We start from the raw sequence: 20,858 nt of genomic DNA on the forward strand, positions 1-20,858 counted from the left end.
GCGCGCCGTTACTCGCGAACCAGAAGCAGGCTGCCCCCCAACGGGCCGCCTCCGGCTGCCACCGTGCTGACGCGGTGTTCGCGGATTTGCCGGCCTTCGGCACGACCCCACAGTTGCAGACAGGCTTCATGCACGTAACCCAGGCCGTGGGTGCGTCCGCCAGACAGCTGCCCGCCATTGGTATTGATGGGCAAGCTGCCCTGCAGCGCAATGCGCGTGCCACCCTCGACGAACGCACCACTTTGTCCGGTGGGGCACAGGCCCAGGGCTTCCAGCCAGATCAGGGTCAAGATCGAAAATCCGTCATACAACTGCGCAGATTCGACATCCTGCGGGGTGTAGTCGGTGCGCGCCCACATCATCTCGCCGACATCGAAGGCGGCCATTTTGGTCAGGGAGATCTGATCCCACGACCAGGGCTGGTTCAACGCTGCGCCCATGGCCTCAATGCGGATCGGTTTGTTCGGCTGGTCCTGGGCGATATCACGACGGGACAGGATGATGGCGGTGGACGCATCGCAATGCACGTCGCAGTCGAACATGCGCAGAGGCGTCGAAATCATCCGCGAGGCCATGTAGTCATCCATGCTCATCGGCGTGCGGTACAGCGCTTTCGGATTGCGCATGGCGTTCTGGCGACAAGTAAGGGCTATTTGCGCCAGCTGCTCCGGTCGGGTGCCGTACTCATGGAAGTGGCGCTGAGCATACAACGCCATCAGATTGATGCCCGATTGCACATTGAACGGCGTAAACCACTGCCAGGCGTAGCTGCTGTCGCGCCCCTGGGTTTTGTTGGTCAGTGCACCGGCCTGTTTGTTGACCATGCGCGCCGACGCTTCGGTGATGGTGCGAAACACCAGTACGTGCTTGCACAGGCCCGCCGCAATCGCCATGGCCCCGTTGATCACACCGGTGAGCGGGCCGGGCCCTTCATAACCACCACCGAACCAGTTGACGTTGAGCCCGAGGGCGCTCTTCAGCGCACTGGGACCGACCGGTGAAAACGGGTCGCCATTGTTGTTGTCGCCCGGCCAGCAGGCTACGCCGTCGATGTCGCTGCGTTGCAGGCCGGCGTCGGCAATGGCTTCGAGGCAGGCATCCAGGGTCAGGCGCATCGCTGACTTGTTCGAGGGTCGCCCGACTTCCGATTGGCCGATGCCGGTGATGGCTACGTCTTTCTCATAACGATGATCGAACATCACTGATCCTTCTCGAACAGAGGCAACCACACATCCTCGACATTGAGGAAGCTGACCCGTACCGGCATGTCGATATGCACATCCGTGACCGGTATGCCCACCACGTTGCTCACGAACTGCAAGCCGGGTTGTTCAACCAGCTCGATGATTGCCACCACATAGGGCACCTCCAGGTCGGGGGTCCAAGCCTGATAGTTGATGGTGAAGCTGAGCACTTTGCCCTTGCCGGACACCGCTTGCGGCGCGACGTCAAAGCTTGCGCAATGCGGGCACAGCGGCGCGGGCGGGTGGAAATACCGGCTACAGGCTGCGCAGCGATGAACGAGCAGTTCGCCCTGTTGACCGCCTTGCCAGAAGGCGCGGTTGTCGGCGTTGAGTGCAGGCAGTTTTCTAGGCATCAGCGGTCCGCAGGTGAGTGTTTGACTTGAAGTCATACGGTATCATTTGTACATATTTTCTAAAAGTGTCATATATTCATCCGGACAAAGGCGCGAATCGACCGTTCGCGCCGTAAAACAACAACAAGAGGATTTCGCGATGTTCCAATCACTATTGGACAAGAGGGTAGTCGTCACCGGCGGGTTTGGTGCCCTCGGCAGCGCACTTGGCAAATTTCTGCTGGCGCGTGGCGCCCGGGTGGCGTTGCTGGATCGTAGCGAGGCCCCAGCCGCTTTATTGGACACGGAAAATCTGCTGTGTGTGGGCGATGTTGACCTGACTTCGGTCGAATCGGCCAGCGCGGCGTTCGAGCAGATTGCGGCGCATTTGGGTGGTATCGACGGTTTGGTCAATGTCGCGGGCGGTTTTGCCTGGGAGACCGTCGAAGGTGGAAGCCTGCTGACCTGGGATCGGCTTTACCAGATGAACGTGCGTACCGCCGTGGTCAGTTCCCAATCGGCGTTGACGCACCTGCTGGATTCCGGGGCAGGGCGTATCGTCAACATTGGCGCGCTGGCCTCGGTCAAAGCCGCAACAGGTATGGGGGCTTACGCCGCCTCCAAGGCCGGTGTGGCCCGGTTGACCGAGGCGTTGGCCGAGGAGCTGAAGGATCGTGGTGTAACGGTTAACGCTGTGCTGCCGAGCATTATTGACACCCCCGCCAACCGCGCCGACATGCCTGATGCCGACAGCAGCCGCTGGGTCACCCCGCAGGCGTTGGCGGCGGTCGTGGCATTTCTGTTATCCGATGAAGCCGCAGCGGTAACCGGTGCGCTGCTGCCCGTGAGTGGCCGCGTATGAGACTGGTGACGTATACCGATGCCGAAGGTTTTGATCGCGCGGGAGCATTGCTCAATCGGGACCAGCAGGTCCTCGACCTGCAAGACGCTTACCGCTTGCTGGAAGGTCGCGACAGTGTGGCATTAAGCAGCATTCTGGCGCTGGTTGAGGCCGGTGAGCCGGCGCTTGAGTTAGCCCGTTCGTTGGTTGCCAAGGCTCCCTCGGCGGCAGTGCTGGAGCGTGACAGCGTGAAGCTGCGCGCACCGATCCAGCCACCTCCACAAATGCGCGACTGTTCCTGCTTCGAATTGCATCTGCGCCAGAGCTTCGCGGCGGCCCGTCGCGCCCGTGCGCTGCGTACCGAAGACCCCGAAGCCACCCTGAAAGCGATGAACACACGCGCCGACGACCGGGTCATCGAGACCTTCAACAAGCAGCCCATCTACTACAAGGGCAACCGTTTCGCGGTGATTGGCATCGACGATGAATTCCAATGGCCAAGTTTCAGTCGGGCGATGGATTTCGAACTGGAGTTCGGTTGCTACATCGGCAAGCGCGGCAAAGACATCAGCCGTGAAGCCGCCCGGGCGCATATCGTCGGCTACACCATCTTTAACGACATCAGTGCCCGCGACGCCCAGGCCCTGGAAATGCCGGGCATGCTCGGCCCGGCCAAGAGCAAGGATTTCGATACCGCCAACATCATGGGCCCCTGTCTGGTGACAGCCGATGAGCTGGGTGATCCCTATGACCTGAACATGGTCGCCCGGGTCAATGGCGAGGAGTGGGGGCGCGGCAATACCCGCGATATGCGCTGGAGTTTCGAAGACGTGATTGCCCACGTGTCTCGTTCGGAAACCCTGTACCCCGGTGAGTTTCTTGGTTCCGGCACAGTCGGAAACGGCTGCGGCCTGGAGCAATTGCGTTATTTGAAGCCTGGTGATGTGGTTGAACTGGAGATCGACGGCATTGGTGTGCTGCGCACTCAAGTGGGCAAGGCGTCGAGCAAGGATTGACGCGTACGTGAATGACGGAAGAATTCACTTACAAGTGCAAAGTGAATTCTATGTACATAAATAGAGAAAGTGTCTTATATTTCGCTGCGACTACTGTCGTGACGCTCTGATCAGGAGGCAATCATGCTAACAAGAACAAGCCCCGTATTGTCTGATGGAACCAAGGTCTCCGACCTCATCTATCCTTCTAGCCGTGAAGTACAAATGCGCGTGTTATCCGATCGCGAAATCTACGAGCTGGAGATGGAAAAAATCTTCGGCAAGATCTGGGTACTCCTGGGTCACGAGTCGGAGATTCCCAATTCCGGAGACTTCATGGTCCGCGACCTGGGCTCCGACTCGGTCATTGTTGCCCGTGGTAAAGAGGGCGAGGTGTACGTCAACCTCAACGTGTGCCCGCACCGCGGCATGCGCATCAGCACTGCCGATTGCGGCAACACGCAAATTCATAAATGCATCTATCACGGCTGGGCCTTCCGCCCGAATGGTGACTTCGTCGGCTCGCCTGTCGAGCGTGAATGCATGCACGGCAAGATGCTGCCCAAAGAAGAATTGGGCCTGAAAAAGGCTCGGGTCACACTGTATGGCGGTTTGGTTTTCGCGACCTGGAATATCGACGGGCCGTCGTTTGACGAATTCCTCGGCGATGCCAAGTGGTATTACGACATGCTCTTCTGCCGTTCCGACAAGGGCATGGAAGTACTCGGTCCACCGCAGCGCTTTATCGTTAACGCCAACTGGAAAACGGCTGGCGAGCAATCGGCGGCCGACGGTTTCCACACACTGACCTTGCATCGTTGGTTGGGTGAAGTGGGTAACTACGCCAAGAAAGGAGAGGGCGAAACAGCCGACCTCAGCCCGGAAATGATCGGCGTCGAGATCAGCTCGCCCCATGGCCATGCCCTGCGCTGCATCGACCTGGCGCGCAAGATCAAGCGCCTGACCGGCCTCGATCCGGCAGAGTTGAGTGTGCAGCAAAAGCTCGAAGCATTGCCGCCTGCCGGCATGACCGCCGACATGGTCGAACAGCTGGCACGCAATCTCACCGAAGATCAGTTGAAAGTGCTCACCAGCATGCCGCCGCAAGTTGGTGGGATGTTCCCGAACATTCTTTTCGGTTTTGTCTACATTCCGCAGCCGGATGGCACTGTCGTCGGCTCGATGACCCTGCACGCCTACGTGCCGCAAGGTCCGGACAAGCTCGAGTTCGTCAACTGGGTATTTGCTGAGAAAGACGCTTCCCCGGAACTGCGCGACAAGATGCTCAAGCAAACCATCCAGCTGTTCGGCACGTCCGGTATGGTTGAGCAGGATGACTCCGACACCTGGCCGCACATGACCCTGGCCGCCAAAGGCGCGATGGGCCGCAAGAGCACGATGAAATACCAGGCGGTATTTGAAACGGGCGCACCGGAGGGCTGGCCTGGCCCGGGCATCGTCAACGAAGGCTTTACCAAGGACGATACCCAGTGGCACTGGTGGTTGTACTGGCATGAGCTGATGACTGCATCGGACGACCAGTAAGCGTCCGTCACGCCTGGTTTGATCGCGGCCCTCGCGGGCCGCCGTCGCTGGTATCAGCATTCACAAGAATAAAAGTGAGGGAATGACTCATGGCTCAGGTTCAACAACGCGGTGTGGAGGATATCCAGCCGGGTTCCCCAGTCGGTACCAAGCGAGTACCGGTGGGTTCGCCGATTTACAACGATGTGGTGACCTTCCTCTACGAGGAGGCCACGCTGCTTGACCAGATTCGCCTGCAGGAGTGGGCCGAACGCCTGGACACCGACCTGGTGTACACCGTGCCGCTGCGTCAGACGCGCTTGGCCGCCGAGTTAAAAACCACCATCGTGCGCAGCGTTCAGCATTACCACGATGACTACCGCTCGATCATGGGCCGAATCCTGCGCCTGTCTGGCAAAAGCGCCTGGGCGGAAGACCCTCCCTCGCGTACCCGGCGTCTGGTGACCAACGTGTTTGTCGAAGAAACCGACAAGAGCGATGAGTTCGTGGTGACCAGTTATCTGCTACTGACCCGCAGCCGGTTCAAAGACCACCATGTCGACATCATCAGTGGCGAACGGCGGGATGTGCTGCGCCTGAGTGAGGCGGGATTCAAGCTGGCGCGGCGCGAAGTCATCATCGACCAAGCGGTGCTCGGAACCCCCAATCTGGCGGTCTTCCTCTAGTTCGTATCGGCGGTCTGGATTGAGCCCGGATCGCCGTGCTTTGAAAGCATTGGCCGCATTGCTCTTGACGCAAGAGCGGATCGACTAGTGCCGTTGTCTCAGCCATTCCTGATCCTGGGCGCACAATTTCAGCTGTTCATGACTGAAGTCCAGGGTCGAGCCCTTCATGCGCAATGCCTGCTCCGCGCGTTCGGGTTGTTGGCTGTAACAAAGAGCGGTGGTGGCGGCGTGAATCTGCTCGTCGAGGTTGTACGCGCGCCCCATGGAAATCAGGGTGCAGCGGCGCAGTAAAAGTGCCGCTTCGGCGGCTTCTTCATTGAGGGTATTCAGTGCCCAGCGTGCCATGCCTTCGCGAAGGTTGATGCCGCAATAAGGTGAAGGTCCTTCGATCAGGGTGCCGTTGACTTCCCAGGTCAGGTCTTCATTGCCGTCCCGTATCAACGTGGCGCGAGTGCGGTTGGCGATGCGCTGGCCGATGTTGACGTCATATCGGCGCTGGTGGGTACCTCGTGCGGCAGCGGCGACGGCAAGGCCCGTCAGGTCCAGCAGATGGGTGCATTGATGACTGGCATCGGTCTGTCGGGTGACGGAGTGGGCTATCCGGTCCAGTTTCATACCCAGCAGCTGCTGTAATTGATCGCAAGCCTGCGGACACAAGGAATAAGGGTAGCGTAGCGCTTCACCGCCAATGGCGGTGACTTCACCTTCATGGTGGCAGACCCAGACACGGAAGTGATGGAAGTCGTCCTCCAGGGTGGCGCGGACTTCACCCGTGCCATTGCCAGGATGAGCAATGATGTCCACGCGCCGACGAAATACACTCATCCTCAATATCCTTGTTCCAGTACTGTTCTGGCTGACGAAATCAGCTATATTTGAACACTATAACCAATAATGTTCACTAAAAAACAAGAAATGGAGTGGCTATGGCACTGCTAAACAAACAGGTCGCGTTGATTACCGGTGCAGGTGGCGGAATAGGCCGCGGCATCGCGCTGAACTTTGCCAAAGAGGGCGCTGCCGTGGTGGTCGCCGAGCTGGATGTCACCAGTGGCGAGGCCGTAGTCGCCGAACTCAAAGCGCTGGGTGCCCAAGCGATGTTCATCAAGACTGACGTGTGCAGCAAGGCCGATATCGAAGCCGCCGTGCAATTGGCCGTTGATCAGTTTGGTGGGCTGGACATTCTGGTCAACAACGCATTTGCGCCAACGCCCAATGTTCTTCTCGAAGAGAAGACCGATGCAATGCTGGAGAAAACCCTCGGTTCTACAGTGTGGGCGGCCTGGTGGGCGATGAAGGCCGCGCTGCCCCACATGAAAGCGCGGGGTGGCGGCAAGATTATCAACTTCTACTCCATCGATATCGAGATCGGTGCCTGGTTGCATGGCGACTACAACACGGCGAAGGCAGCGATCGTGGGGCTGACTCGCAGCGCGGCCTCTGAATGGGGGCGGTTCAACATTCGAACCAATGCCATCGCGCCTACCGCGATGGGCGCCACGTTCCACAAGCTTGCTGCGGAGAACCCGGGGTTTGCCGAAATGTCCGCATCGATGCGTCCTTTGGGGCGCTGTGGCGAGCCTGAGGCGGATATTGGGCCGGTGGTGGTGTTTTTAGCGTCCGAGATGTCGCGGTTTATCACGGGTGAAACCATCCACGTCGATGGTGGCCTTCATCTGCCCGGTTATAACTCCCGCCCCAAAGGTATTCCCGTACGCGAGTATTGAGTTCACCCGATTAATGCAGGAGCAAGCTCAAAGGCGACACCAAGGCCCTAGAGACGCGAAAGCCCGCTGCAAGGCGGGCTTCGACGTTGGGCGGCCGACACATGCGGCCAGGACAATTACTTTTTGGACACCACAATCGAAGTAGTTTCCAGATCCCAGGTTGTTTGGGTCTTGCCTTCATCACGCAGCAAATACTTCAACACTCGTCCCTGCGGATTTTTCGGCAAACTGCTGCGAAACTCGATATAGCGCGGCAAGGCATAGTAGGGCACCGAATCGGTAGCCCAATGGAACAGCTGCTCCGGGTCTAGCGTCACACCTTCATGCAGTACTGCAGTCACCTTCACATCATCCTCGCCTTTATCAGAAGGCACGGCATGCACTGCGACCTCAGCCAATGCCGGGTGTGAAGCAAAAGCGGCTTCCATTTCAAAGCTGGAAATATTCTCTCCCCGGCGACGCATGTAGTCCTTCTTGCGGTCGACAAAGTAGAAGAAGCCATCATCATCGAATTTGCCAACGTCGCCCGTGTGGAACCACATGTTGCGCATCAGCTTCTGGGTGTCTTCCGGGCGACGCCAGTAGCCTTGGAACATGATGTCCGGACGGAGAGGGCGCACCACGATTTCGCCAGCGGAGTTGGGCGGCACTTCTTGATCGAGGTCGTCGACGATTCTGACGTCAAAATCCGCAATTCGTTTACCCGACGAGCCGGGCGCGGCGTATTCCCCGGCAGCCAGCGAAGTTATAACGCAGGCTTCGGTCAGGCCATAGCCGTTGCCGCCGACCAGCCTGGTGCCGAAGCGCTCGCGCCAGATCTTCTTGGTGTCTTCGGTGTAAGGGTTGCCGCGGGCGGTATGGATCTGCCCGACGCAGCGCAACATCGCTTCGTTGTCTGGCGCCTGGGCGAGGAGGCCGCCCATGCCGCCCAGGATCGAGGCAATGGTCGCGCCCGAGCGCTCCACTTCCGGCCAGAAGTTCGAGACCGAGAATCGCGCAAGAATGGCGGCGCGCGCACCCACCAGAATGCTGGCAATGATCGATACGCACAGTGCATTCATGTGGAAAAGTGGCAGCGGCGTGATGGTCACGTCGTCGGCACTGGCCGGGCCGGCGCGAAGTTGCAGGCGCGCCAGATTGCACATGAAGTTGTAGCTGATCATGCAGCCCTTGGAAGGGCCCGTTGTACCCGAGGTGTAAATCAGGCAGGCAAGGTCTGAAGGTTGCGGTTTATTGACGAGTGGGGTGGCGTCATGGCCACGCCATTCATCCAGTGGCGCAATGCGAATCGGGCAATCAGGTACTGCCTCAAGGGTGCCACGGTGAAGAATGTGGTGGACGTCCTGCAGCTGTGCGGCGAGCGGGGTGATGCGTGGCAGGTAGGCTGCTTCGCAAATCACCACCGAGGTGCCGGTATCGGCGATCTGATGGCGGAGAAACTCGCCCTTGAGCGCGGTGTTGATCGGCACACTTACAGCGCAGAGCTTGTTGATGGCCAGCCAGGTGGTGACGGCATCGATGTTGTTGTCCAGCATCGTCAGCACGGTTTCACCGGCTTTGACGCCCAGGGTGGCCAGTGCGTTGGCCATCTTGGTCGAGAGTGAGTCAACCTGAGCATATGTGTATAACTCACCACTGAAATCCAGCAATATTTTGTCTGGATGCCTTGCTACCGCACGATCTAACGCATCAATGACAGTGTCTCGTTCTCCCACTGCCCAGGTGTCTGGATTTCCACTGCTGCCCATCAGTTTTCTCCTTTTAGGCACCCATACCGGTCGGGTTGCCTGATTTTATTTTGAAGAGAGAATCCGATTCTAAATACAAACTGCGCAAATGTCTTTAGCTAAAAGTTGAACATATAGTGTTATTTATGCACAGATCCTGTGTTAACGTTGCACAATTCTTACTCTTCATGAGCCCGTCACTTCATGCCAAAAGCCGCATCCAAGAAAGCAGAGGCGCCTGCGCCGGCTCCCAGATCCAAAAAAAATGCGGCACCTGATGTTGGGGCGAGCCCGGTTAAACCCGTAGAACGCCGTGCTGCCGCCAACTCTGTGGCAGGCACCAAGGTCAAGCCGAATCGCCGTTCAGAAGAAACCATTGCCAACATCCTCAAGGCCACTGAAGAAGTCGTGCTGATGTCTGGCGCGGATCGTATTTCGGTCCTGGATGTTTGCCAGGTCGCGGGTGTTTCCCGTGGCACCTTTTATCGCTATTTCGCCTCGCAAGAAGACTTGTTGGATACCTTTTCGCGCCACAAGCGCGAAAGTTTTCACAGCTCGCTGTCCCAGGAACTCGGTCACATCAGTGATCCGGAAGCGCGCTTGAATGCGCTGTTTGCCTATCTCGACAACTACCTGGAGCAAAGTCGGGCTCGGCGTCTTCTCGTGGTTGCACCCGACTACGCGCTGGGCTTCTTCCGACGGATTTTCCACGATTCGATCGTGCGCTTTCAGGATGGCCTGGGCATCGTTTTCGACGACTGGGACGAACGCCTCGGGGTGCGTCTTGATCGTGAACTGATCTGCGAAATGATCATTCGTTACGTGTTGAGCGAAATTCTCGTGCCAGAAGCCGCAGGGCGTCGATTGTTCCCGGTCCGGGTGAAAAAACTCCTGGGCGCGCTGATCATGGGGTCTACCTCGCGCACACGCCGCTGACGTTAAAGCACTGCCCATCACGCTATCCAAAGCCCCCGTATATCGGGGGCTTTGCGTTTCCGTACGCTAATTTTTCCCCGCCTGCATTCCACTCTTTTTCGAGGCTGACTCGAAGTTTTGGACCCCTCTAAGCATTTTTCGACGCGTGTTGAGGGCTCTGGGTCAGGCCTCTTCGTGCGTCGGAAAAATAAATTGAACAGTATTTTGATTTCTGCTCAATTTAATCTTAAGCTCTGGTCTTGGCAGTGAGCCGTCGGCTTCCCCTTTTCGTGGCTACTTGAACCAGGTCACGTGAAGGCACCGCACAAATAACCAACAAAAAGTGCCAACTTCGAGGTACCTAGACATGCTTATCGATCTTCACGCCCACGCACCGCACCCTGGCTATTACAACCAGCACCCTCACTGGGGGCCGTTCTTCGAGCAGCACGCCGATGGCGATATCAAGCTGCGTGTTGGTGACTGGATTCTCGGTCTTGGGTCGCCAGAGCGTAAGGCTGCCGTCCGCTCCGGCAAAGGTCCCAAGCTTGAAGAGTATTTTGCGCGCTGGGCTGATCCGAAAGTGCGCTTGGCTGGCATGGACGCTGCGGGACAAAACCTGCAGGTGGTTTCCGTCCCGTCCCACTGCTACATGTACTGGACCGAAGCCGAATTCGCCGTCCCGTTCGCCCGCACCGTCAACGAGACGTTGGCCGAATACTGCTCTGCAGCCCCAGATCGACTGATGTTCTGGGCTCACGTACCTTTGAATGCGCCAGAAGCAGCGGCGGCTGAATTGCGCTACGCCTGCACCGTACTGGGCGCTAAAGGTCTGGTCGCTGGCGGCGCCAACTTCGGCGGCCTGGAATTCGATTCGCCAGAACTCGACGTGGTGTGGAAAACCCTCTGCGACCTGGACTTGCCGATGTTTATTCACGGCTACAACCAGTCGGTCACCTGGGGCAAGAACGCCAACGACGACCGCTACGAAACCACCGCTATCGTTGGCATGCAGTACGACGAAAGCCGTTGTTTCTGGAACCTGATTTGCGGTGGCGTACTGGATCGCTTCCCTGACCTGAAGGTGTACATCACCCATGGTGGCGGCTATGTCCCGTACCAGCTCGGTCGTCTGGCCAAGACCAACGAGAACCTCGACGTCAAATATAATAAAAAGCCGCTGCTCGAGTACATGAAAAACTTCTACTTCGACGTAGAGCTGCATGAAGTACCGATGCGCCAGGCCTTGGTCGATATCATCGGTGCAGACCATGTGCTCTACGGCAGCAACTTTGGCGGTAGCGATGCCGTGCGTCACGACCTGACCCATGGCCTGAAGTTGTCCGACGCCGACTTGCGCAAGATTCGCTATGAAAACGCATGCCGCTTGCTGCACATCGATCCTGCCAAGTTGGGCAAGGTAGGTGCCTGATGAAACTGGCGCGATGTGAGTATTTTGAAACGGGCGTTTTTTGGGCGGTGGTCGATGTCGCCCAAGATCAGGTGACGCCGATTTCCGGCAATTTCAAAGAATGGGCGCCCGGCGTGGCTGCCGGACGCGGCATCAGTTCGTTGCGTTTCGCCGGCCCAGCGCTGCCACTCTCAAAAGTTCGTCTGTTGCCACCGATAGAGCCCGTCAACCGGGTGGTCGTGGCAGGCGCCAATTACGCCAAGCATTTGGTGGAGTTTGGATTGAGTGCGCCGTCCCAGCCAGTCGCCTTTCTCAAGGCCTATGGCGCGCTGATTGGCGCCAATGACCCGATCCGCTTTCCACCGTTGACTGAAGAGCTCGATCACGAAGTTGAATTGGTAGCGGTCATCGGCACTGACGAGATTGACCTGGAAAACCCGCTTGCTTGCGTGCTCGGTTACACCGTCGGCAATGACGTCAGCGCTCGAGACCTGCAGCGTAGCGGGCCGGCGGGTATTGGCATGGATCTGTTCGCAGCCAAAAGCCAGGATCAAACCACCGGACTTGGTCCCTGGATCGTCACGAAAGATGAATTTCCGCAAGGGTCACCGACGCTGCGCCTGACCTTGAAAGTCAATGGCGAAACGCGCCAGGACGGCTCCACCGGCGAAATGACCTGGGGTGTTGATCATCTGATCCGCTTTGTCCAGCAGCGCTCGAGTTTTGCCTGTGGCGATGTGTTGTTCACGGGGTCGCCGGCGGGAGTGGGGATGGGCACCGGTCTGTTCCTTAAGGAAGGCGATGTGGTCGAAGCCAGCGTCGAAGGCATTGGCACGTTGCGCAATGTGGTCAGTAAAAAGAACCGCGCCTAATCGAGAGCCAAACATGAACGCCAATAAAGAAAAAGTAGTCGTCGTCGGTGCGGGTCTGATGGGCACCGGTATTGCGCATGCGTTCGCCAGCTCAGGTTTCAGCACGGTGTTGGTCGACACCAATGCCGCTTCCCTGACAAGCGCCAGGGCGAGCATCGAAAAAATCCTCGCCGATGGCGTGCGCCTGGGCAAAGTCAGCGAAGAAAAAGCCCAGCAATCGTTGGCCAATCTGCTGACCTGCAGCGACTTGAGTGAAGCGGCGAGTGGTGCCAATTGGCTGGTAGAGACGGTCTCCGAGCAGTTGGCAGTGAAGAAGGCGGTGCTCGCGCAGGCGGCGCCACTGCTGGCGCCGGACGCGATTATCGCGACCAATACGTCGGCCCTCAGCGTGACCGAAATTGCGGCGTCAGTTGAGTGTGCAGATCGTGTGATCGGCATGCACTTCTTCAACCCCGTGCACAAAATGAAACTGGTGGAGCTCGTGCGGGGGTTGGCGACCAGTGATGAGGTGGTGGCGCGCACTCGCACCCTCTGCGAGCAGATTGGCAAAACCTCGATCATCGTCAACGAATCGCCAGGACTGACCACCAGTCGCATGTCTGCCCTATTGGGTAACGAGGCGATGTGGATGCTGCAGGAAGGCACCGCGACCGCCGAAGACATCGACACGGCACTGCGTCTGGGCTTCAACCATCCGATGGGCCCGTTGGAACTGGGTGACCTGACCGGTTGGGATACCCGGCTGTCTGTTCTGCGCTATCTGCACCAGACCCTGGGTGAGAAATTCAGGCCGTGCCCTTTGATCATCAAAATGGTTGCTGCCGGGCGGCTGGGGCGCAAGTCAGGGCAGGGGGTTTACCGCTACGAAGAGGGTAAACAGGTTCCGGGTTCAGGGCTCAAGGCGAGTGCGCTATGAAGGATATCGTCATTGTTGATGCGGTCCGCACGCCAATCGGTAAGTTCCGAGGCAGCCTGGCCGGCGTACGCGCCGATCACCTTGGGTCGCTGGTAATCAGTCGTTTGCTGGAGCGGGCCGATGTGTCGCCCACGCTGATCGATGACGTGATCTTCGGCAATGTCACGCAAATTGGTGAGCAGTCCGCCAACATTGCCCGCACGGCCTTGCTCGGTGCCGGTTGGCCGGTCACCGTGCCTGGGCTGACTATCGACCGTAAATGTGGTTCGGGCGAAGTGGCCGTGCATTTGGCCGTTGGTGCTATCGCGGCGGGCTCCGCTGATATCGTGGTGGCGGGTGGCGCGGAAAACATGAGCCGCGTGCCCATGGGCAGTAACCGTGAAATCCACGGCGAGGCGTTTGGCTGGATGGCAGCGCAACGCTATGAACTGACCAGTCAGGGCGAGGCTGCTGAACGTATCGCCGACAAATGGGCGCTCAGTCGCGATGCGCTGGATGATTTCGCTTTTGCCAGCCATCAGCGCGCTGCCGCGGCGTCCGATGCCGGTTATTTCGATAATGAAATAGTGCCGGTTGCGGTCGAGGAGATACGTGAGCAGGTGCTGACGGAGCCAGTTGCTGTGTTGCGCTACGACGAAACCATTCGCCGTGATACATCGCGGGAAAAACTGTCGACGCTTAAAACCAGTTTTCGTCCGGACACCGGTCGAATCACCGCTGGCAACTCGTCACAGATCTCCGACGGAGCAGCGGCATTGCTGTTAATGAGTGCCGAAACCGCGAAAAAACTCGGGCTCAGGGCTCGAGCGCGGATTGTGGCGTTCACAACCGTCGGTTCCGATCCGACATTAATGCTCACCGGCCCGATTGCTGCCACTCAAAAGGTGTTGAGCCAGGCTGGGCTGAACATCAACGACATCGACTTGTTCGAGGTCAATGAAGCGTTTGCCTCGGTGCCGCTAGCCTGGATGCAGGAGACAGGTGTGTCGCACGACAAGTTGAACGTCAACGGTGGCGCTATTGCCCTCGGTCATCCATTGGGCGCCAGTGGTGCACGATTGATGACCACCTTGTTGAACGAGCTTGAACGCCGAGGCGGGCGTTTTGGCTTGCAAGCCATTTGCTGCGCCGGCGGTATGGGTACGGCGACCATCATCGAACGGCTCGATTGAGATGGCACGTCTACCGCTGATCCCGCTGGATGCCATGCCGTCTGCGTTGCAAGACGCGGTAGAGCGGGGCCGGCGCAGTCGCATGCTCAGTTCAACGACGCCGGTGCAGGTCTGGGCTCACCGACCCAAGGTAGCCCTGGCCTGGCTGGGTTTGATGGAGAGCCTGCACAGCGACAGCCTGCTTGATGAGCGTTTGCGCGAGTTGGTGCGGCTGAAAATCGCCAGCATCACCACTTGCCAGGCCTGCCAACTGGCGCGCAAGTCCGACGCAGTGACGGAAGAGGATATTGCGTGCATGGCCACAGACAGCGAGTCCTTCACGCCAGCCGAGCGTGCCGCGTTGCGTTATGCCGAGTTGTTTGCCAGCGACTACCTGGAGATCGACGACACGCATTTCTTGCGACTCGGGGAGTTTTTCTCCGACGCCCAGGTGGCAGAGCTGGGGCTGTACTGCGCCCTGATGTTGGCGGGTGGCCGCATGACACTGGTGCAGCAGGCCTACTGACACGTCTCGCAGCACAAATAGTTGATCGAAATATTAATAAGTGTCCAATACAGATCTAGTCAGGCCTATTATCAGTCGGAAGGTATGGCCTTCAGCAGCTGCCTGACAAAAAATAATGACAAAAATAGCGGAGACGATCATGTCCACACCGGCGCAGAACGACCTGACGAAGGCTTTCACCGACGTAGCCAGTAATTATCGCGGTACCAGCGATATCGACCTACACGCGACTTACCGCGATATGCGCGCCAATTCGCCCGTGCTGCAAGGCAACTTCATGGCGAGTCTGGGCGTGCCGTCGATTGCCGGCCTGGATGCCAGTCGGCCGACGTTCACACTGTTCAAATACGACGATGTCATGGCGGTCATGCGTGACGCCGGCACCTTTACCAGCGGTTTTATCGCCGAGGGGCTGGGTGCGTTTTTCGATGGCTTGATCCTCACCGCAATGGACGGGGATGCTCACAAGAACATCCGTAACCTGCTGCAACCGGTATTCATGCCCGAGACGGTGAATCGCTGGAAAGAAACCAAGATCGATCGGGTGATTCGCGAGGAGTATCTCAAGCCGATGGTGCCGGCCAAGGGCGCCGACCTGATGGACTTTGCCCTGTATTTTCCGATCCGGGTGATTTACTCGTTGATCGGCTTTCCCGAGGATCGTCCCGAGCAGATCGAGCAGTACGCGGCCTGGGCGCTGGCCATCCTGGCGGGCCCGCAAGTCGATCCGGAAAAAGCCGCCGCGGCCCGTGGCGCCGCGATGCAGGCCGCTCAGGCTTTGTATGATGTGGTGAAAGTGGTGGTGTCCGAGCGTCGCGCAGAGGGCGCATCGGGCGATGACCTGATCAGCCGGCTGATCAACGCGGAGTATCAAGGACGGTCGCTGGACGATCATGAAATCGCCACTTTTGTACGCTCACTGCTCCCGGCTGCCAGCGAAACCACGACTCGCACCTTCGGTACCTTGATGTCGTTGCTGCTGCAAAATCCGGATGTGCTGGAGCGGGTGCGTAATGACCGAAGCCTTGTAAACAAGGCCATCGACGAAGCGGTGCGCTTCGAGCCTGTGGCTACTTTCAAGGTGCGTCAGGCCGCCAAGGACCTGGAGATTCGCGGTGTAGCCATCCCCAAAGGGGCAATGGTGCAATGCATCGTAACCTCAGCCAATCGCGACGAAGACGCCTTCGAAAACGCCGATAAATTCGACATCGACCGCAAGCCCAAACCTTCGTTTGGTTTTGGCTTTGGCCCACACATGTGTATCGGTCAATTCGTGGCCAAAACCGAGATCAACTGCGCACTGAATGCGATCCTCGATCTGATGCCCAACATCCGTCTCGACCCAGACAGACCCGGGCCGCAGATCGTCGGCGCACAGCTGCGCGGTCCGCACTATCTGCACGTGCTGTGGGACTGATGGACTGTGTGCTTGAATTAATATGAACACATTCAAAAAATGTGTTTAATTAGTTGGTGATGTGCACTATGATTCAGGCACAACAACAAGCCCGAATGCGAAGGGGAAAACAATGAAAGTTGAAGATCTGATTCTTGTCAGCGTCGATGACCACGCGATCGAGCCGCCGAATGCTTTTGCTCGCCATATGCCTGCCCGTTTCAAGGGGCGTGAGCCGCATGTGGTCAAAAAGGGTGATCGTGATGTGTGGGTCTTCGAGGAGCAGGCCACTGGCTACATGGGCCTTAACTCCGTGGTTGGCCGACCCAAAGAGGAATACGGCATGGAGCCACTGGGCTACGACCAGATGCGCCGTGGCACCTGGAACATCAAGGACCGCGTCGACGACATGAACGCCAACGGCGTGCTCGGTTCATTGTGTTTCCCCACCTTCCCGGGCTTTGCCGGCCAACGTTTTCAGGTACACGCTGACCGCGATGTGTCGATGGCAGCCATCCAGGCCTACAACGATTGGCATTTGCACGATTGGTGCAACGCTGCGCCAGGCCGCTTCATTCCGCTGATGATCGTGCCGTGGTGGGACATGAAAGCCGCCGCTGCTGAAGTCGAACGTCTGGCCAAACAGGGCGTGCACGCACTTTCGCTGTCGGACAACCCCGCTATTCATGGCTACCCGTCGATCCACAGTGATTACTGGGACCCGCTGTGGAAAGCCTGCAGCGATAACAAGGTGGTGATCTGCTGTCATATCGGTACCGGGGTGAAAGCTCAACACGCTTCGGATTTGTCGCCTATCGACGCCTGGATCACCTCCATGCCGATTTCCATCGCCAACTCCGCCGCTGACTGGATCTGGGCGCCGATGTGGAAGAAATTCCCGGACCTGCGCATGGCGCTTTCCGAAGGCGGCATCGGCTGGATTCCTTATTTGCTGGAGCGTGCTGACTTCACCCACCGTCACCACAACGCGTGGACCAATTCCAACTTCGACGGGAAGATGCCCAGCGACATCTTCAACAAGCACTTCATCACCTGCTTCATTGAAGATAATTTCGGCCTGAAGAACCTCGATTATCTGAACGCCGAGATGGTCACATGGGAAAGCGATTACCCGCACTCCGACTGCACCTGGCCGAACTCGCCAGAGACCGCGTGGGAAGGGTTGCAGCACCTGCCCAAGGAGATGATCGACAAGGTCACTCACTTGAACGCCATGCGTGAGTTTTCCTTTGATCCGTTCTCCATCCATGGTCGGGAAAACTGCACGGTCGGCGCGCTGCGGGCTCAGGCCACGCACGTCAGCATCGAGCCGGCCCTGGGCTTGGGTGGTGCCGATCACGGTCGCCATGACAACAAGCCGGTCACTTCCGGCGACATCAATGCGATGTTCGCCGACGCTGACGCGCAAACCGCGTTGTAAGTTGCCGCTGTTCCTACAGTCGCCGGCCAACGGCGACTGTGGAGCGGTTGCCGTTCTGTGGTCGCTTCGTTCGAAGCGATTGCGCCTGTGTTCAGCGTTAGAGAGCGCATATGGCCATCAGTCAATTTTCCTACAGCAATATTCCTCCCGAGGCGGAAGCGCTTCGCACCGAAGTGCGGGCGTTCATTCTCGACACACTGGCCGATTACCCCCCAACCTTGAGTGCGCAGTCCTGGATGGGCTTCGACGCTGAATTCAGCAAGAAACTCGGCGCGCGAGGCTGGGTCGGCATGGCATTGCCCAAAGCGTACGGTGGTGGCGAGGCGGGTCCTTTTGCGCGCTACGTGATCATTGAAGAATTGCTGGCCGCCGGTGCGCCGGTATCGGCCCACTGGATCGCCGACCGGCAAAGCGGGCCGCTGATCAATCGCTTCGGTACCGAGCAACAAAAACGGCACTACCTGCCAGCCATTTGCCGGGGTGAAAGCTACTTCTGCATTGGCATGAGCGAACCCAATTCCGGCTCGGACCTGGCTTCGATCAAAAGCACTGCGGTGCGTGATGGCGATAGCTGGCTAGTCAATGGCCAGAAGGTCTGGACCACCAACGCGCACCATTCGCAGTACATGATTGCTTTGGTGCGTACCGGTGAGAAACAAGCAGCCCGGCATGAGGGCATGTCGCAATTTATCGTCGACCTGAGCCTGCCCGGCATCACCATCCGCCCGATTCGCGATCTGGCCGGTGGCGAGCACTTCAACGAAGTGTTTTTCGACAATGTGCGGCTGCCCGCCGATGCCTTGATTGGCACTGAGGGCAAGGGTTGGGATCAGGTGACCGCTGAACTGGCCTTCGAACGCAGCGGCCCTGAACGTTTCCTCAGTTGCATGGCGTTGTTGAAAACACTGATCGACGCAGTGGGCAAGACCCCTGACGCACTACAAGCGCGGGAGATCGGACGGCTGTCGGCCAAGCTGCTGACGCTGCGCAATATGTCGTTGTCGGTCACGGCACAGTTGGCGGCGGGTGAACATCCAGCCTGGGCGGCCTCCTGTGTGAAAGACCTTGGCAATGCTTTTGAGCAGGAAATCCCCGAGGTAGCCCAGCTGTTGCTGGAAACCGAGCCACGGCAGGACGGCGGCAGCGAGCATGCACGCGTGCTGGCCTACCTGACACAGATGGCGCCCTCATTCTCACTGCGCGGGGGCACTCGCGAAATTCTGCGCGGCATCATTGCCCGCGGCCTGGGGTTGCGATAATGCGCGAGATATTCGAAGCGACGATTGAACGCCTGTTTGCCGATCTGGCGACGCCGGCTTACGTGATGGGCTGTGAAGGCGGCGAATGGCCGGCCGAGTTGTGGGCCGCGCTGGACGAGTCGGGCTTCACCCAGGCGGGTGTATCCGAAGCGCTGGGCGGCGCTGAAGCCAGTTGGGCCGATATGTATGTGTTGGTCCGTGCCGCCGGGCGCTTTTCAGTGCCCGCGCCACTGGGTGAGGCCTTGCTCGGCAACTGGCTGCTGAGCAAGGCCGGCCTGGAGGGAAGGGCGGGTGCAATCAGCGTGGCCGCCAATTCCGATCTGGTGCTTGATGGCGAGCGCGTTTATGGCACCGCCTGCTCGGTCCCTTGGGGGCGCAACGTTGAAGCGGTCGTCGCCATCGCCAATAGCCCAGCCGGTGTTGCGCATGTGGTGCTGCTGCCGCGTAGCGCTGCAAGCGAACTGACGTTGAGTCTGAATGTGGCGGGCGAACCGCGCGATGATTTGGGTTTCACTAGTGCCAAGGTATTGGCGCAAGCACCGTTGCCCAGCGGGCTCGACGCCAATGTCCTGGAATTGGGCGGCGCGATGCTGCGCGCGGCGCAGTCCGCCGGGGCGTTGCACGCGCTACTGGACATGACCGCCAACTATGCCGGTGAGCGCAAGCAGTTCGGCAAGGCAATCGGTTCTTTTCAAGCCATTCAACAACAGCTCGCAGTATTCGCTGAGCAGGCTGCCGCCGCCGGCATCGCGGCCGAGGCGGCCTTCACGGAATCCAGTGCGGGGCTCGCCGCGCTGACCATTGCCGCGGCAAAAATCAGCACAGCCGAAGCCGCCAGCGTCGGTGCCGGCATCGCCCATTCGGTGCATGGCGCCATCGGCTTTACCGAGGAATATCCGCTGCATCTGCTCACCCGTCGGTTGTGGGCGTGGCGCAGTGAATTCGGCTCGGCCAGCCTTTGGAGTCAGCGCCTGGGTACTCAAATATGCCAAGGCGGCAGCGATGGATACTGGCCGTTGCTCACCAGCCATGGCCAACAACCCTTAACCCGTCTCGCGAGTAATCCGGTATGAGCCCGTTTCTTCAGATTGAGCGTGAGGGCGGCATCGTCACTGTGCGCATGAACCATCCCGACACGCGCAATGCCCTGACGACGCGCGAGCAGATCCAGGAGTTTGTCGATCTCTGCGCCGAGCTGCGCCGTGATATGTCGGTGCGGGTCATGGTGCTTACCGGCAATGGCAGCGCTTTTTGTGCCGGTGGCAACGTCAAGGACATGCACGAGCGCGGCGGCATTTTCGCCGGCTCGCCGTATGAACTGCGCAATACCTACCGGGACGGCATTCAGCGTATTCCCCTGGCGATTTATGAGCTGGATATCCCGGTGATCGCCGCGGTTAACGGCCCGGCGATCGGTGCGGGCCTCGATCTTGCCTGTATGTGCGATATCCGGCTGGCGGCGCCCAAGGCGATCTTCGCCGAGAGTTTCGTGCGCCTGGGCATCGTTCCGGGTGACGGCGGCGCCTGGCTGTTGCCGCGCATCATTGGTATCCCGAAAGCCAGTCTGATGGCGTTTACCGGTGACGCTATCGATGCAGCCAAGGCGCTGGAATGGGGCCTGGTCGAGCAAGTCTGCACCCACGAAACGCTGCAATCGGAAGCGCAGGCGCTTGCGCGCCGAATCGCCAGTAATCCCGGTCATGCGTTGCGCCTGTGCAAGCGTCTGCTGCGTGAAGGCCAACATATGCGCCTCGATTCGCTTCTGGAATTGTCGGCGGCGTATCAGGCGTTGGCGCATCACACCGAAGACCATCATGAAGCGGTGGCGGCTTTTGTCGATAAGCGCGATCCCAATTACCAGGACCGCTGATTATCCATCGCCCAATACAAGAATC

The 20,858-nt window shown here is 58.7% G+C and carries 20 protein-coding genes; 16 read left to right on the forward strand and 4 right to left on the reverse strand.

The window, feature by feature from the left end; translation table 11 throughout:
* Positions 1-8: 8 nt before the first annotated feature.
* The gene (locus BLU63_RS21190) at positions 9-1,199 is read right to left on the reverse strand and encodes a thiolase family protein (protein ID WP_083376132.1); all 1,191 of its coding nucleotides are present in this window, start codon (positions 1,197-1,199) and stop codon (positions 9-11) included.
* A complete protein-coding gene (locus BLU63_RS21195; RefSeq protein ID WP_083377286.1) occupies positions 1,199-1,597 on the reverse strand; it encodes a Zn-ribbon domain-containing OB-fold protein in 399 nt (132 codons plus the stop codon). Before BLU63_RS21195 ends, BLU63_RS21190 begins: the two co-directional genes overlap by 1 nt.
* 139 nt (positions 1,598-1,736) lie before the next feature.
* Here BLU63_RS21195 and BLU63_RS21200 point away from each other — a divergent pair, with 139 nt between their 5' ends.
* The 4 genes from BLU63_RS21200 (at position 1,737) to BLU63_RS21215 (ending at position 5,622) form a co-directional block, all read left to right on the forward strand.
* Positions 1,737-2,438, forward strand: a complete 702-nt coding sequence (locus BLU63_RS21200; protein WP_083376133.1) for an SDR family NAD(P)-dependent oxidoreductase — start codon at positions 1,737-1,739, stop codon at positions 2,436-2,438.
* On the forward strand, positions 2,435-3,433 hold the full coding sequence (locus BLU63_RS21205; protein ID WP_083376134.1) for a fumarylacetoacetate hydrolase family protein: 999 nt from the start codon (positions 2,435-2,437) through the stop codon (positions 3,431-3,433). Before BLU63_RS21200 ends, BLU63_RS21205 begins: the two co-directional genes overlap by 4 nt.
* Positions 3,434-3,556: 123 nt before the next feature.
* A complete protein-coding gene (locus tag BLU63_RS21210) occupies positions 3,557-4,957 on the forward strand; it encodes a Rieske 2Fe-2S domain-containing protein (protein ID WP_083376135.1) in 1,401 nt (466 codons plus the stop codon).
* Between the two features lie 89 nt (positions 4,958-5,046).
* On the forward strand, positions 5,047-5,622 hold the full coding sequence (locus BLU63_RS21215; protein WP_020300786.1) for an aromatic-ring-hydroxylating dioxygenase subunit beta: 576 nt from the start codon (positions 5,047-5,049) through the stop codon (positions 5,620-5,622).
* A gap of 84 nt (positions 5,623-5,706) precedes the next feature.
* On the opposite strand, the gene BLU63_RS21220 is transcribed toward BLU63_RS21215, so the two are convergent.
* On the reverse strand, positions 5,707-6,447 hold the full coding sequence (locus tag BLU63_RS21220; RefSeq protein ID WP_083376136.1) for a DUF2889 domain-containing protein: 741 nt from the start codon (positions 6,445-6,447) through the stop codon (positions 5,707-5,709).
* Positions 6,448-6,548: 101 nt separating this feature from the next.
* On the opposite strand from BLU63_RS21220, the gene BLU63_RS21225 reads away from it, so the two are divergent.
* Complete coding sequence (locus tag BLU63_RS21225; RefSeq protein WP_083376137.1) at positions 6,549-7,349, forward strand: SDR family NAD(P)-dependent oxidoreductase; 801 nt, start codon at positions 6,549-6,551, stop codon at positions 7,347-7,349.
* 116 nt (positions 7,350-7,465) lie between these two features.
* Here BLU63_RS21225 and BLU63_RS21230 read toward each other — a convergent pair whose 3' ends face one another.
* Positions 7,466-9,097, reverse strand: coding sequence for an ATP-dependent acyl-CoA ligase (locus BLU63_RS21230; RefSeq protein ID WP_083376138.1), 1,632 nt, complete (start codon positions 9,095-9,097; stop codon positions 7,466-7,468).
* A 183-nt stretch (positions 9,098-9,280) separates the two neighbouring features.
* Here BLU63_RS21230 and BLU63_RS21235 point away from each other — a divergent pair, with 183 nt between their 5' ends.
* The 11 genes from BLU63_RS21235 (at position 9,281) to BLU63_RS21285 (ending at position 20,833) form a co-directional block, all read left to right on the forward strand.
* Positions 9,281-10,012 (forward strand): TetR/AcrR family transcriptional regulator, encoded by a 732-nt coding sequence (locus BLU63_RS21235; protein ID WP_083376139.1) that lies wholly within the window; start codon positions 9,281-9,283, stop codon positions 10,010-10,012.
* A 346-nt stretch (positions 10,013-10,358) separates the two neighbouring features.
* Positions 10,359-11,423 carry an amidohydrolase family protein gene (locus tag BLU63_RS21240; protein ID WP_020300781.1) on the forward strand — a complete coding sequence of 355 codons (1,065 nt, stop codon included), beginning with the start codon at positions 10,359-10,361 and terminating at the stop codon, positions 11,421-11,423.
* Positions 11,423-12,274: a fumarylacetoacetate hydrolase family protein gene (locus BLU63_RS21245; RefSeq protein WP_083376140.1), complete on the forward strand. Its 852-nt coding sequence runs from the start codon at positions 11,423-11,425 to the stop codon at positions 12,272-12,274. Before BLU63_RS21240 ends, BLU63_RS21245 begins: the two co-directional genes overlap by 1 nt.
* 13 nt (positions 12,275-12,287) lie before the next feature.
* Positions 12,288-13,190, forward strand: coding sequence for a 3-hydroxyacyl-CoA dehydrogenase (locus BLU63_RS21250; RefSeq protein WP_083376141.1), 903 nt, complete (start codon positions 12,288-12,290; stop codon positions 13,188-13,190).
* Positions 13,187-14,362 carry a thiolase family protein gene (locus tag BLU63_RS21255; protein WP_083376142.1) on the forward strand — a complete coding sequence of 392 codons (1,176 nt, stop codon included), beginning with the start codon at positions 13,187-13,189 and terminating at the stop codon, positions 14,360-14,362. Before BLU63_RS21250 ends, BLU63_RS21255 begins: the two co-directional genes overlap by 4 nt.
* Before the next feature lies 1 nt (position 14,363).
* Entirely contained in the window at positions 14,364-14,867 is a 504-nt protein-coding gene (locus BLU63_RS21260; protein WP_172962145.1) for a carboxymuconolactone decarboxylase family protein, read from the forward strand.
* Positions 14,868-15,006: 139 nt separating this feature from the next.
* On the forward strand, positions 15,007-16,284 hold the full coding sequence (locus BLU63_RS21265) for a cytochrome P450 (protein ID WP_083376143.1): 1,278 nt from the start codon (positions 15,007-15,009) through the stop codon (positions 16,282-16,284).
* Between the two features lie 112 nt (positions 16,285-16,396).
* Positions 16,397-17,704: an amidohydrolase family protein gene (locus tag BLU63_RS21270; protein WP_083376144.1), complete on the forward strand. Its 1,308-nt coding sequence runs from the start codon at positions 16,397-16,399 to the stop codon at positions 17,702-17,704.
* 110 nt (positions 17,705-17,814) lie between these two features.
* Positions 17,815-18,963 carry an acyl-CoA dehydrogenase family protein gene (locus BLU63_RS21275; RefSeq protein ID WP_083376145.1) on the forward strand — a complete coding sequence of 383 codons (1,149 nt, stop codon included), beginning with the start codon at positions 17,815-17,817 and terminating at the stop codon, positions 18,961-18,963.
* Positions 18,963-20,036 carry an acyl-CoA dehydrogenase family protein gene (locus BLU63_RS21280; RefSeq protein ID WP_077748097.1) on the forward strand — a complete coding sequence of 358 codons (1,074 nt, stop codon included), beginning with the start codon at positions 18,963-18,965 and terminating at the stop codon, positions 20,034-20,036. Before BLU63_RS21275 ends, BLU63_RS21280 begins: the two co-directional genes overlap by 1 nt.
* Positions 20,033-20,833, forward strand: coding sequence for a crotonase/enoyl-CoA hydratase family protein (locus BLU63_RS21285; protein WP_057005059.1), 801 nt, complete (start codon positions 20,033-20,035; stop codon positions 20,831-20,833). Before BLU63_RS21280 ends, BLU63_RS21285 begins: the two co-directional genes overlap by 4 nt.
* Positions 20,834-20,858: the final 25 nt, after the last annotated feature.

Origin of the sequence: Pseudomonas mandelii (genome assembly GCF_900106065.1) — a bacterium.
GTDB lineage: Bacteria > Pseudomonadota > Gammaproteobacteria > Pseudomonadales > Pseudomonadaceae > Aquipseudomonas > Aquipseudomonas mandelii.

Bases quoted from the DNA above. Each gene is read 5' to 3' on its own strand.
- BLU63_RS21190 (WP_083376132.1), bottom strand. From the start codon at position 1,199: ATGTTCGATCATCGTTATGAGAAAGACGTAGCCATCACCGGCATCGGC.
- BLU63_RS21195 (WP_083377286.1), bottom strand. From the start codon at position 1,597: ATGCCTAGAAAACTGCCTGCACTCAACGCCGACAACCGCGCCTTCTGG.
- BLU63_RS21200 (WP_083376133.1), top strand. From the start codon at position 1,737: ATGTTCCAATCACTATTGGACAAGAGGGTAGTCGTCACCGGCGGGTTT.
- BLU63_RS21205 (WP_083376134.1), top strand. From the start codon at position 2,435: ATGAGACTGGTGACGTATACCGATGCCGAAGGTTTTGATCGCGCGGGA.
- BLU63_RS21210 (WP_083376135.1), top strand. From the start codon at position 3,557: ATGCTAACAAGAACAAGCCCCGTATTGTCTGATGGAACCAAGGTCTCC.
- BLU63_RS21215 (WP_020300786.1), top strand. From the start codon at position 5,047: ATGGCTCAGGTTCAACAACGCGGTGTGGAGGATATCCAGCCGGGTTCC.
- BLU63_RS21220 (WP_083376136.1), bottom strand. From the start codon at position 6,447: ATGAGTGTATTTCGTCGGCGCGTGGACATCATTGCTCATCCTGGCAAT.
- BLU63_RS21225 (WP_083376137.1), top strand. From the start codon at position 6,549: ATGGCACTGCTAAACAAACAGGTCGCGTTGATTACCGGTGCAGGTGGC.
- BLU63_RS21230 (WP_083376138.1), bottom strand. From the start codon at position 9,097: ATGGGCAGCAGTGGAAATCCAGACACCTGGGCAGTGGGAGAACGAGAC.
- BLU63_RS21235 (WP_083376139.1), top strand. From the start codon at position 9,281: ATGCCAAAAGCCGCATCCAAGAAAGCAGAGGCGCCTGCGCCGGCTCCC.
- BLU63_RS21240 (WP_020300781.1), top strand. From the start codon at position 10,359: ATGCTTATCGATCTTCACGCCCACGCACCGCACCCTGGCTATTACAAC.
- BLU63_RS21245 (WP_083376140.1), top strand. From the start codon at position 11,423: ATGAAACTGGCGCGATGTGAGTATTTTGAAACGGGCGTTTTTTGGGCG.
- BLU63_RS21250 (WP_083376141.1), top strand. From the start codon at position 12,288: ATGAACGCCAATAAAGAAAAAGTAGTCGTCGTCGGTGCGGGTCTGATG.
- BLU63_RS21255 (WP_083376142.1), top strand. From the start codon at position 13,187: ATGAAGGATATCGTCATTGTTGATGCGGTCCGCACGCCAATCGGTAAG.
- BLU63_RS21260 (WP_172962145.1), top strand. From the start codon at position 14,364: ATGGCACGTCTACCGCTGATCCCGCTGGATGCCATGCCGTCTGCGTTG.
- BLU63_RS21265 (WP_083376143.1), top strand. From the start codon at position 15,007: ATGTCCACACCGGCGCAGAACGACCTGACGAAGGCTTTCACCGACGTA.
- BLU63_RS21270 (WP_083376144.1), top strand. From the start codon at position 16,397: ATGAAAGTTGAAGATCTGATTCTTGTCAGCGTCGATGACCACGCGATC.
- BLU63_RS21275 (WP_083376145.1), top strand. From the start codon at position 17,815: ATGGCCATCAGTCAATTTTCCTACAGCAATATTCCTCCCGAGGCGGAA.
- BLU63_RS21280 (WP_077748097.1), top strand. From the start codon at position 18,963: ATGCGCGAGATATTCGAAGCGACGATTGAACGCCTGTTTGCCGATCTG.
- BLU63_RS21285 (WP_057005059.1), top strand. From the start codon at position 20,033: ATGAGCCCGTTTCTTCAGATTGAGCGTGAGGGCGGCATCGTCACTGTG.